Source organism: Vibrio sp. 10N.222.49.A3, from assembly GCF_041475145.1.
GTDB lineage: Bacteria > Pseudomonadota > Gammaproteobacteria > Enterobacterales > Vibrionaceae > Vibrio > Vibrio tasmaniensis_A.
Genome location: NZ_JBFRVM010000062.1, coordinates 40,638 through 52,650 on the forward strand (window position 1 = coordinate 40,638; position 12,013 = coordinate 52,650).

The following is a 12,013-nucleotide window of genomic DNA, read 5'->3' on the forward strand; positions in this document are numbered from 1 at the left end:
CAGCCTGCAATTAATCCACTCAAACTGGCAAATGTTATTACTGGTAAACCTTTCGTTACTGATAAAAGTTACGAATGAATCCAAGTGTCTTTTCGCACTCTTCGCGATTACCAATACTAATACGAACACAGTCTTCAATTGGTGAATTACGCAAAATGATGCCCGTATCCCAAGCCGCTTTAAATAACTCATCGCCGTTCGCGAATTTAACCAGTAGGTAGTTACCCCAACCATCAAATACCGTCACTTGAGGCATGCCTAATAGACCTGCTTGTAAATATGCTCGGTTAGCACTTAAATCCAGAACTTGGAACTTAGCACGCGCTAGTCCTTGCTCTGAAAGTGCTTGAACGGCAATGTCAGCAACAGGGATTGGCACAGGATAAGGAGCAATCACTTTTAACAATACATCGATAAGCTCTTTGTTCGCTAGCGTAAAGCCACAACGTAAACCCGCTAAAGCAAATGCTTTCGAGAGAGTTCGAAGAATCGCTAGATTCGGATACTGAGCAAGCAAATCCACCGTTGATGCTTCAGGGCAGAAATCGATATACGCTTCATCCATCACAACAATCGCTTTGTCTTGTGTCATTTCAAGCAGTTTAACGATGTCTTTACGGTTAACTAAGTTACCTGTTGGGTTATTTGGACTACAAACAAACACCACTTTTACGTTGTCAAGTTGAGCTTCAATAGCTGGAAGATCCAATTGCCATTCAGAAGTCAGAGGCACCACTTTACGCTCAACACCAATCGTCTCTGCACTGATTGCGTACATACCGTAAGTGGGTGGACAGTAAAGAATAGCGTCTTCGTTCGGCTCACAGAAAGCACGAATCAGTAGTTCAATGCCTTCGTCAGCACCACGAGTAGTCAACGTTTGCTCTGGTGCAACACCCGCATATTGAGCGTAAGCATCGATTAGCTCTTTAGGCTGACACTCGCTGTAGCGATTAAGTCGAGTCAGATTTAAGGTGTACTCGTTATCAAACGGAGATTCGTTGGCGTTCAACCATACATCTCCGCTGCCACCAATGCGTCTTGCAGACAAGTAAGGTGTTAGAGCCTGAACTTGTTTTCTTGCTAACTTTTCCATGCCCTACCCTTATTTCGCTTTATTTAGCTGTTCAAATCGATTTAATTTTTCAACTCGGATGGTCACCGCACGTTTGTGTGCGTCCAAACCTTCGGCTTCCGCCATTGTGACTACCGTTGGCGCTAGGCCTTGTAAGCCATCAGCTGTTAACTCTTGTACCGTCATACGCTTAGAGAAATCCGCCAAACCTAGGCTTGAATAAGTCTTGGTATAGCCGTAAGTCGGAAGAACGTGGTTTGTGCCTGATGCGTAGTCACCTGCAGATTCTGGAGACCAGTCACCCAAGAAGATTGAACCAGCATTGTCTAGTAACGGCAGTAATTCTCGTGGACTCTTGGTCTGAACAATCAAGTGCTCAGGACCATAGAAATTCGAAATCGCAATCGCTTGAGTGATCGATTCAGCAATGATGATTAGACTTGAAGCCAATGCTTGCTGAGCGATGTTCGCACGAGACAGCTCTTTCAATTGCTTCTGAACCGCATCGGTTACTTGGTCGGCAATAACTGGTGATGGTGTTACTAATACAACCTGTGAATCTGGCCCGTGTTCAGCTTGGCTCAGTAGATCAGCAGCAATGAAGTCAGCATCCGCAGTTTCGTCTGCAATCACTAACACTTCAGACGGGCCAGCAGGCATATCAATTGCAGCGCCACGGAAGTCGTTACTTACTTGGCGTTTAGCTTCCGTTACGTAAGCGTTACCTGGGCCGAAGATCTTATCAACCTTAGCCACGCTCTCGGTCCCGTACGCCATCGCAGCAACCGCTTGACCACCACCAACATTGTAAACCTCATCGATTTTACAAAGATTAGCGACATACAAGATTTCATCAGCAATTGGCGGAGGTGAGCAAAGCACAACCTTACGACAACCCGCAATTTGAGCAGGCACACCTAACATAAGAACCGTTGACGGAAGTGGCGCGCTGCCACCCGGAATATAAAGTCCAACAGTATTAATCGCGCGCGTCACCTGCTCACACACAACACCAGGCTGTGTTTCAACCTTAATTGGCTGTGGCTTTTGAGCTTCGTGAAACTTAGCAATGTTGCTGTAAGCTTGCTCCAACGCTTGCTTCATCTCTGGTGTTAGACGAGCACATGCCTCTTCGATCTCACCCGAACTAACTCGGATAGATTCTGGAGTCACACCATCGAACTTTTCAGTCAGTTCCTTAAGTGCGGCATCGCCTTCATTTCGTACTTTTGCAATAACATCAGAAACAGTCGCAGTGATGTTTGCACCTTCAGTAATAGCTGGACGCTCTAATACCGAGTCTTGCTGTGATTCACTTAAAGATTGCCAAACAACGGTTCTCATCGTCACTACCCCATCATTTTTTCGATTGGTAATACTAGAATCGAGCTTGCACCCAACTCTTTCAGCTGTTCCATAGTTTCCCAGAACAAGTTCTCTGTACTTACGAGGTGAACGGCAACTTTGTCTTTGTCTGTAGATAGAGGAAGAACCGTAGGATCTTCAGCCCCAGGTAGTAGAGCTTTGATTTGCTCTAGCTGAGACGTTGGTGCGTGAAGCATGATGTACTTCGACTCTTTCGCTTGTTGAACACCCTGCATACGAGTCAGTAGTTTTTCAATCAATGCCGTTTTGTCTGCATCGAAATCACCAACACGTTGAATCAGTGTTGCTTTAGATTGGAAGATAGCCTCTGCTTCCTTTAGACCGTTTGCTTCTAGCGTTGCACCTGTAGAAACTAAATCTGCGATAGCGTCTGCTAGACCTGCGCGAGGGGCAACTTCAACTGAGCCAGTTAGCATACAAGCGCTGAATTCAACACCCTGCTCGTCCATGTAGGCTTTTAGTAATTGTGGGTAAGTTGTCGCAATACGTTTACCCGCTAGGTCTTGTGGGCCGTTGTATTCTTCATCTTTGTTGATTGCGATAGAAAGGCGGCAACCACCGAAGTCTAAACGACGTAGTGTACGAAACTCTGAAGGCTCCTTTAGAGCGACACGGTCTAGGCGAACTTCTTCTAGTTCATTCTCACCGATAAAACCAAGGTCAACCACACCATCCATGATAAGGCCTGGGATGTCATCATCACGAACGAGTAACAAGTCAATTGGCATATTTAGTGAATGAACAACTAGGCGCTCACCCATGATGTTAAATTTCACACCACATTTTTTAAGTAGATCTTGGCACTCTTTACTTAAGCGACCTTTCTTTTGAATTGCGATTCTTAGGCGTTGTGTCTGCATTGCTGTATCCCTGTGCAAATATTTGAATTTATTGATTATTTAAAAGTGCTAAAACTAAAAAACCCTCGGAAGACTTTGTCGTCCCGAGGGTTTAAATCTAAATTCTTTGACTTAACCTCCGGGAGAATTCTTGCTCCCGGGTATACGTAAATCTCCCCGAAAGACTAGATAGGGTGATGATGGTGATGAATGTTCATTACTAATTTACGCATACTTATCAGCTCTTAGGTTGTTTGCTGTCTTGTCTCCACACTAACTAAGCTGACACCCTTTTTCAACCATTTATTCGAACTTTTTTCACGAAATTTAAAATTAAATTAACGAACACAAAAAAAGGGAGGCAAACGCCTCCCTTCTCATTATTCAATCAAATGATGATTAGCTTTTACATGTTGCTATCTTGCAACGAGAGAAATAAGCCAATGCAAAACATACCGCAACAAACGTTAGAGACGCTGCGCCAAATGCAATGCCAGTTGATGATGTCATTCCTAGGGTGATAAAACCAATACACGATACGAACGCCACAGACAGCGCGTAAGGGAGTTGAGTCGATACGTGGTCAATGTGGTTACAACGCGCACCTGTAGAAGACAGAATCGTTGTATCCGAGATTGGAGAACAGTGATCCCCAAATACAGAACCCGCAAGAACCGCACTTAGCATAGGAAGAATTAGCGCGATGTCAGAGGCAGCAGCCATGTCACCCGCAATCGGTAACATGATACCGAACGTACCCCAAGATGTACCTGTCGAGAACGCCATTAGGCCAGCAAGAAGGAACAAGATAACCGGTAGCCAGTGGTAATCGATGTTACCTGTTGCTAGAGAGGATAGGTACGAACCTGTTTTCATGTCGCCAATAACAGAACCAATCGTCCATGCAAATACAAGGATAAGGATAGCGCCAAACATTGAGCTTGCACCAATCCACATTGTTCTTGTGATATCAGCCATAGGCAGTTTCTGTTTGAATACCGTTGCTAGCGCAACGAGTAAACCAATAACACCACCGTAAACCAGAGACTTACCTACATCTGTATTTTCAAATGCACCAAGCAAGTTGAATGCTTGACCATCAGCAGTAAGCGCTTGGCCACCGGTGTAAAGCATTGCTGCAACCGTCGCGACGATTAACGCTACGATTGGCATAACGAGATCAGAAACAGAACCGTTTTCGCTCTCTTGAATATCTAGCTCTTCGTTTAGATCGTGCGCTTGCTTTTGATCATTATCACCTTCAAAACCACGGCCTTGAGAGGCTTCAATCTCATGCTCGCGCATTTTGCCAACATCTAAACCAAACCACGCAACGGCAAACACCATTAATAGTGCGAACACAGCGTAGAAGTTCATTGGGATAAGGCGAACGTAAGCACCCAGTGCAGAATACTCTGTCACACCGTGTGTCACTAAGATGCCACCAATGATAGTGATTATGTAAGCACCCCAGCTAGAAGCCGGCATGATCACACACATAGGAGCAGCAGTTGAATCTAGGATATAAGCTAGCTTAGCGCGAGATACGTAGAAGCGGTCAGTTACAGGGCGAGAGATGGCACCTACCGCTAAGCTGTTGAAGTAATCATCAACAAAGATGAATACACCTAAAAATGCAGCAAGTAGTTTTGAACCACGTTTGCTCTTAACACGAGACTGTGCCCACTCAGCGAATGCGCGAGTACCGCCAGATAGTGTTAATAATGCCGTTGTCATTCCAAGGATAATTAGGAAAGCAACGATGCTCATGTTCCAAGTGTTAATACCACCATCTTCGATGAAAACACCAGATACTTTAGTAAAGACGTAGCTAGCTGCGTTACCTACTGAGTAGTCAGCAAGTAGAATCGCACCCATGACGATACCGACACCCAAGGAAACTAATACACGACGGGTAACAATAGCAAGAGTCAAGGCAACCAAGGGAGGAAGCAGCGATAAAGGCGATGTTGCAAAATCTATTAAATTCATGATCTTCAAAAACCAGTTTTTTATTTGGCTAGAGATCTACTGCAGATAAACTTGATACGGCTTATCAAGCTCATGTTGAACTAAGCGAAAGGGAAGTGAACACTTCACCCAACCCTACAGTAGCGCTCCATAGTTTAAAATTAAGACTATGGCAGTGTTGTACCTATTGAGCACAACCCCAGCAAATTGCTTAGATATACAATTTACTTCGGCAATTACACCTTTCATTCCCGTTCATTGGCATCACCCCAACGAAAACTACTCTTTATAATTGCACCTCTACGTGCGGTAACATTATTAACCGTGTAAACCAGAGTTTAACAACAGATTAACCAAAGCACCGCATCAGGTAGCCGCAATTGTACCCATCAAGAGCAACAATGCAACATATCATTCCGAGAAAAATAGTTTTTTGTTAATGAAGTAATCAATAGAAGAATAGTCAACTTTTACGGATTACTCCACTTAACACATATCAGATCTCACCTGTTTTTTTTTAAGATATTCTTAATAGTTATTATAAGTTCATTAGAGGTCTATCTTTTCATCTTAAAGCACTCGTCTCATTTTTTTATTTAAATAACTAATAGAAGAAATACTATTTGTTTTATTCTTAGCCTCTGTTTATTATTAGGAGGATTATTTAGTTTACCTTGATGGGAAATATCATGTCTGAATTAACAAAAACTCTATTAAATATCCGTAGCCTTCGTGCGTTCTCACGTGAATTAACTCTTGAGCAACTTGAAGAAGCGCTAGACAAGCTGACTATTGTTGTACAAGAACGTCAAGAGTCTGAAGCTGAAGAACGCGCAGCAAAAGCAGAGCAAGAAGCTAAACTTTCTGCTATCGCAGAACAAATTGCAAAAGACGGAATCGATGTTGCCGATCTTATTGCTGCACTTTCTGGTGAAGCAAAATCTAAAACAACAAAATCTAAACGTGCTCCTCGCCCTGCGAAATACAAATACGTAGACGCGAATGGCGACGAGAAAACTTGGACAGGTCAAGGCCGTACGCCTTCAGCTATCCAAGAACAACTAGATGCTGGTAAATCTCTAGAAGAGTTTGCTCTTTAAGGCATCGAGTTTGCTAAGTGAATAATCAATAACCCACTAAGCAATAGAATTAATATTTAAGTCGACTAAAGTATTATTTACGGCTTCAATATATTCAGAAACAAAAAAGGCTCCTTTCGGAGCCTTTTTTATATTTCTAATAGTGAAATATAAATCAAAAAAATGCCTTATCTTTCCCAGTACGCTTCTTCTAGACTATCTTCTCTTTCAGGAAGGCCTCGAGATAATCGTGGCGAGTGCTGAACTAATACTTCATAACTTGCGCGGTTTGAATATTTACAAACTTGTGAGAACGAAGAATACGTCAAGAATGAATGCTGATGCTTACTTGAGTTAGGCACATTTTCTTTATGGTACTTATTAGCGGCCATATCATGTAATAGAGCAGACAACGCAGCATCACCGGCACCATTCGTATTCTTAATCTTTTCTGGGCCGCCCATGTAAGGTGCGATATGCGAATAGATTTTCGTTGGATTTTCACATAAATCTTTATGTGCGGGACGACTAAACTCATAACGGTTAAATTCAGCAATCGAGCCTGGTAACAACGGTAATGATGTTTCACGCTTCACTGCATCTTCTGTGTAACCCGCCATAAACAAGCCCACAGGGCCTGCTGTACATAGAACTAAGTCTACCCAATCTAGTGCTTTGTCTGAAGCAGCTAGAGGATCGCTTTCACCCGTTAATGCTTCAGCTTCGTCTTCATTCATTGCAACAACGGTTACATGTTGTTCAAGGAAATCTTTCCAAAACTCTGGATCATCTTGAATAACGAATTTAGTACCAAGCGTTAAAACAACAGGTACATCGTATTTCTTCGCGTACTCAATAGCTTTCATTGTTGCTTCAGGCATAGGGTCACCTGGTTTACAACGAACTAAATACGCCGTTAATACTAAAGCAGAAGCACTTTTGAAAATTTTCTCAGGAATGCTTTCTGGTTTTAATTGGTTCATTTGTCCTTCGCTAATTGCGAAAGTACGTTCACCATCTTCTGTAATTAATGCAAAGCAGCGACCAATTGCGCCATCTACCCCTTGTAAATGGTTCAGATCCATTCTGCTTGATGTATTACATAAATAGCGGTAACCGTAGCTACCAATTTTAATATCTTGGCTCATTACACCCAATAGTGTTGAACGGTCATCCGCCAATACTGAGTAATTGTGTAATGTGTTACCGATCGTGCCACCTGCGTATTCATTAGTGATCAGGCACTGTTCTTTTAATTCTTGATACAAAGATTCAGCAGCTTCATCACCAATAACCAAAGAGTGTCCCTTACTTAAGCCATATTTCTCGATTAGCTCAGAACTCACCTTTGCTTCAATATCCACCAAAGTTTGGTCAATACCGATAATATGGGTACGTGACATTCTTTTGCTCGTTTGAGCTTGGCTTACTAAAGGGTCACGAGCGTGAACCGGAAAATAGTGCTTTGATTTACGTTGTCCAGGGAATTTCATAGGGCTAGTCTAAGTCAAGGGGAAATAGGTGGCGGATTCTACCGCGCTATATTTAACGCGGCAATCTTTCAAACTATAGCAAACGTTTGCTAGGCTATTTTTTTATTCGCCTTCCATAAAGCTAAGATCAGGCAGCATGCCCAAATGCTCGGCGTAACGTTTCTGATTAAACTCTGCGCCGTTTTTCATTACATCAAATACTTCAATTGCCAGTGCACATGCCATCGCTGCAATTGCCTCTTCACGAGGTGTACCTGTCATCATTAAACGCATTAGCGTCTCTTTAACTTTTACTGGTTGTCCATCTTCAAGTTGGTTCTCGATAATCTCGATCAACTGTTCTTCTTGCATAAACTCATTTTGTTCAGACATTTTTTATCTCAGCTCTTGGATTTTGAGCGACTATGCCACATATAGATCTGACATCCTAGCGAGTCTCCTCGCGTTCATGCGATTCTCTAACGAAGTCAGCGCATTATTTGTGCAAATGAAACTGTGATTCCGGTCTCGGATCTGTCACGGTGTTTCTCTTTCTGTTAGAATCTGCGACCAAGTAATAGTAACGGTGTTTAGACATGTCAGATATCAGCTCTGGAAACAGCGAAAAGAAAGTAATTGTCGGTATGTCCGGCGGTGTAGATTCGTCAGTATCGGCGTATCTTCTTCAGCAACAAGGCTATCAGGTAGAAGGCCTTTTCATGAAAAACTGGGAAGAAGACGATAACGAAGAATACTGCACGGCAGCTGAAGACCTTGCTGATGCTCAAGCGGTATGTGACAAGTTAGGTATCCACCTTCACACTATCAACTTTGCAGCAGAGTACTGGGATAATGTATTCGAGTACTTTCTGGAAGAATACAAAGCGGGTCGTACACCGAACCCAGATATCCTTTGTAACAAAGAAATCAAATTCAAAGCATTCTTAGAGTTTGCGGATGAAGTATTAGACGCAGACTACATCGCGATGGGTCACTATGTTCGTCGTACTTTCCCAACACAAGAAGAGCTAGACGCTGGTGCGAAGCCAGAAATGCTACGCGGCCTAGACGGCAATAAAGACCAAAGTTATTTCCTTTATACGCTAAGCTCAGATCAAGTGGCACGCAGCCTATTCCCTGTGGGTGAATTAGAGAAGCCAGAAGTACGACGTATTGCTGAAGAGCAAGACTTGATCACTGCGAAAAAGAAAGATTCAACAGGCATCTGCTTTATTGGTGAGCGCAAGTTCACTGAGTTCTTAGGCAAATACCTACCCGCTCAACCGGGAAACATCGAGACACCAGAAGGCCAAGTTATTGGGCAACACCAAGGCTTGATGTACCACACACTAGGCCAACGTAAAGGCCTGCATATCGGTGGCACCAAAGGTGGCGGCGGTAATGAAGAACCATGGTTTGTTGGTGAAAAAGATCTTAAACGTAATGTTCTGATCGCGGTACAAGGTAAAGACCACCCTCTTTTAAAATCAGAAGGTTTGATCGCTTCTCAGCTTCATTGGGTTAATCGCACACCAATTACTGAAGTTATGACGTGCACGGTAAAAACACGTTACCGTCAGACCGATATTCCTTGTACAATCATCCCAATTGATGATGAGAACATTAAGGTTATTTTTGACGAACCACAAATTGCGGTGACCCCAGGTCAATCAGCAGTGTTCTACCTAGACAACGTATGTCTTGGTGGTGGTATCATTGAAAAGCGCATCTAACCAATAATCGAACGACAAACAATAGAAGACAACTAGGAGTTACTACGTGGCTAATACACTTTATGACCGTACTATTGCTTTCGCTGGAATTTGCCAAGCTGTGGCTTTGGTTCAACAAGTAGCGAAAGACGGCCATTGTGATAAAGATGCCTTCGAAGCTTCACTCAGTGCCATTTTAAATACCAATCCAGCGAACACCGTGGGTGTCTTTGGACGTGAAGCGAACCTAAAGCTTGGCCTTGAGTGCTTAGTAAAAGGTATCGATAGTACTCCCGCTGGTAGCGATATTACTCGCTACATCATCAGCTTGATGGCACTTGAGCGTAAGCTATCTTCTCGTAACGACTCTATGTCTCAGCTTGGCGATCGTATTCAAACTGCAGAACGTCAAACTGAACACTTTGATCTGTTTGACGAGCAAATGATCAGCAACCTAGCCAGTATCTACCTTGATGTTGTGAGCCCTATCGGCCCGCGTATTCAGGTTTCTGGTACGCCAGCTGTACTTCAACAGACGTCGAGCCAGCATAAGGTTCGTGCCCTGCTGTTATCAGGAATTCGAAGCGCTGTGTTATGGCGTCAAGTTGGCGGTAAACGTCGCCACCTTATCTTCGGTCGCAAGAAGATGATCGAGCAGGCTCAAATCCTGCTAGCTCGCATGTGATTTATTAGCTCGCGCCTCGTCGCGAGCTTGTTTTTTGTACCAACACAACTCTCACGCAAACGATTGCGCAATATGCGTGACAATTGAGATTGTTACTGGTATAAACCTCTCAAAATTTAGAAAATTCAATTCAGGAGAACACCATGGAACTGTCAGCATTGACTGCTGTTTCACCAGTAGACGGCCGTTACGGAAGCAAGACTGTTGCATTACGCAGCATCTTTAGTGAGTTTGGCCTACTAAAGTACCGCTCTATCGTTGAAGTTCGTTGGTTACAAAAGCTTGCAGTTACAGATGCAATCAAAGAAGTACCAGCGTTCAGTGCAGAAGCTAACCAGTTTCTTGATGAACTAGCTGCTAACTTCAGTGAAGAAGATGCTCTACGTATCAAAGAGATCGAGCGCACGACTAACCACGACGTTAAAGCGGTTGAGTACTTCTTGAAAGAGAAAGTTGCTGGCGTTCCTGAACTTCACGCTGTAAACGAATTTATTCACTTTGCATGTACTTCTGAAGACATCAACAACACATCTCACGCGCTTATGCTTAAAGAAGCTCGTGACACAGTGATTCTTCCAGAAATCCGTAACGTAATTGATGCTATCAAAGCGCTTGCGAACGAGTACCGTGACATTCCATTACTGTCTCGTACGCACGGTCAGCCTGCTTCTCCTTCTACTATGGGTAAAGAGATGGCTAACGTTGCGTACCGTATGGAACGTCAATACAAGCAAATCGAAAACGTTGAGATCCTAGCGAAAATCAACGGTGCTGTAGGTAACTACAACGCACACCTTTCTGCATACCCAGAAGTTGAATGGCACCAGTTCAGCGAAGAGTTCATCACTGAATCTCTTGGCGTAACTTGGAACCCGTACACAACTCAAATCGAACCTCACGATTACATCGCTGAGCTTTTTGATGCAGTTGCACGTTTCAACACTATCCTTCTAGACTTCGACCGTGACGTTTGGGGCTACATCGCTCTTGGTCATTTCAAGCAGAAGACTATTGCTGGCGAAATCGGTTCTTCTACAATGCCGCATAAAGTTAACCCAATTGACTTCGAAAACTCTGAAGGCAACCTTGGTCTAGCAAACGCAGTATTCAGCCACCTTGCACAAAAGCTTCCAGTTTCTCGCTGGCAGCGTGACCTTACTGACTCTACGGTTCTTCGTAACCTAGGTGTTGGTGTTGGCTACGCTATCATTGCATACACTTCAACTCTGAAAGGTATTAGCAAGCTAGAAGTTAACCGTGAAGCGCTACTTGCTGAACTAGACAAGAACTGGGAAGTACTAGCAGAACCAGTACAAACAGTAATGCGCCGTTACGGCATCGAGAAGCCATACGAGAAGCTAAAAGAGCTAACTCGTGGTAAACGTGTAGATGGCGAAGGCATGCGTGCATTCATCGACGGCCTTGAAATCCCTGCAGACGAGAAAGTTCGTCTGAAAGAGATGACACCAGCGAACTACATCGGTCAAGCAATCGAGCTAACTGACAAGCTATAAGATTCGAATTTCGAATCACAGAATAGACTAAGGCTTCCCATGTGGAAGCCTTTTTGTTGCGTAGAACAAAGTGTATTCAGCACAAGAGCCATCAACAAAAGACACAAAGCACTCCCTACTTATTGCCATACACATGTCAGTCTGTGCGATATCAACCAATAAATATCGCAACGCTTCATCACCAGTAACCCTCTATCACCAGACACATATCCCTCGGATACTTACTGTCTTGAACACCAAGATCAAAAAAGGCCTCCCGAAGGAATAATGCCGTTCACTT

General features: G+C 43.6%; 10 protein-coding genes, 1 riboswitch and 1 other annotated feature. Of the genes, 4 read left to right on the forward strand and 6 right to left on the reverse strand.

Annotation, left to right across the window (positions count from 1 at the left end):
* Nucleotides 1–55 precede the first annotated feature (55 nt).
* From hisC to AB4589_RS12595, 4 genes are all read right to left on the reverse strand, one after another.
* Entirely contained in the window at nucleotides 56–1,096 is a 1,041-nt protein-coding gene (gene hisC / locus AB4589_RS12580; protein WP_372100686.1) for a histidinol-phosphate transaminase, read from the reverse strand.
* Between the two features lie 9 nt (nucleotides 1,097–1,105).
* Complete coding sequence (gene hisD, locus AB4589_RS12585; RefSeq protein WP_017098157.1) at nucleotides 1,106–2,425, reverse strand: histidinol dehydrogenase; 1,320 nt, start codon at nucleotides 2,423–2,425, stop codon at nucleotides 1,106–1,108.
* Entirely contained in the window at nucleotides 2,425–3,321 is an 897-nt protein-coding gene (hisG, locus tag AB4589_RS12590; RefSeq protein ID WP_029223133.1) for an ATP phosphoribosyltransferase, read from the reverse strand. Before hisG ends, hisD begins: the two co-directional genes overlap by 1 nt.
* Before the next feature lie 53 nt (nucleotides 3,322–3,374).
* Nucleotides 3,375–3,510 (reverse strand) — a sequence feature (His leader region).
* Nucleotides 3,511–3,699: 189 nt separating this feature from the next.
* Complete coding sequence (locus tag AB4589_RS12595; protein WP_029223134.1) at nucleotides 3,700–5,292, reverse strand: Na+/H+ antiporter NhaC family protein; 1,593 nt, start codon at nucleotides 5,290–5,292, stop codon at nucleotides 3,700–3,702.
* 112 nt (nucleotides 5,293–5,404) lie between these two features.
* Nucleotides 5,405–5,582, reverse strand: a riboswitch (Lysine riboswitch).
* Between the two features lie 378 nt (nucleotides 5,583–5,960).
* Between AB4589_RS12595 and AB4589_RS12600 the strand changes: the two genes are divergently transcribed.
* Nucleotides 5,961–6,371, forward strand: a complete 411-nt coding sequence (locus tag AB4589_RS12600; RefSeq protein WP_012604381.1) for an H-NS family nucleoid-associated regulatory protein — start codon at nucleotides 5,961–5,963, stop codon at nucleotides 6,369–6,371.
* A 167-nt stretch (nucleotides 6,372–6,538) separates the two neighbouring features.
* Here the strand turns inward: AB4589_RS12600 and AB4589_RS12605 are convergent, their stop codons facing one another.
* Both AB4589_RS12605 and AB4589_RS12610 read right to left on the reverse strand, forming a co-directional pair.
* Entirely contained in the window at nucleotides 6,539–7,843 is a 1,305-nt protein-coding gene (locus tag AB4589_RS12605) for an inosine/guanosine kinase (RefSeq protein WP_009848810.1), read from the reverse strand.
* A 102-nt stretch (nucleotides 7,844–7,945) separates the two neighbouring features.
* A complete protein-coding gene (locus AB4589_RS12610; protein WP_004734567.1) occupies nucleotides 7,946–8,215 on the reverse strand; it encodes a hypothetical protein in 270 nt (89 codons plus the stop codon).
* A 203-nt stretch (nucleotides 8,216–8,418) separates the two neighbouring features.
* Between AB4589_RS12610 and mnmA the strand changes: the two genes are divergently transcribed.
* The 3 genes from mnmA to purB all read left to right on the forward strand — a co-directional run bounded on the left by mnmA (nucleotide 8,419) and on the right by purB (nucleotide 11,733).
* Nucleotides 8,419–9,555 carry a tRNA 2-thiouridine(34) synthase MnmA gene (gene mnmA, locus AB4589_RS12615; RefSeq protein ID WP_009848812.1) on the forward strand — a complete coding sequence of 379 codons (1,137 nt, stop codon included), beginning with the start codon at nucleotides 8,419–8,421 and terminating at the stop codon, nucleotides 9,553–9,555.
* 46 nt (nucleotides 9,556–9,601) lie between these two features.
* Nucleotides 9,602–10,219 carry a high frequency lysogenization protein HflD gene (gene hflD, locus AB4589_RS12620; RefSeq protein WP_009848813.1) on the forward strand — a complete coding sequence of 206 codons (618 nt, stop codon included), beginning with the start codon at nucleotides 9,602–9,604 and terminating at the stop codon, nucleotides 10,217–10,219.
* A gap of 143 nt (nucleotides 10,220–10,362) precedes the next feature.
* Nucleotides 10,363–11,733, forward strand: a complete 1,371-nt coding sequence (purB, locus tag AB4589_RS12625) for an adenylosuccinate lyase (protein WP_371707367.1) — start codon at nucleotides 10,363–10,365, stop codon at nucleotides 11,731–11,733.
* The last annotated feature ends 280 nt before the right edge of the window (nucleotides 11,734–12,013 follow it).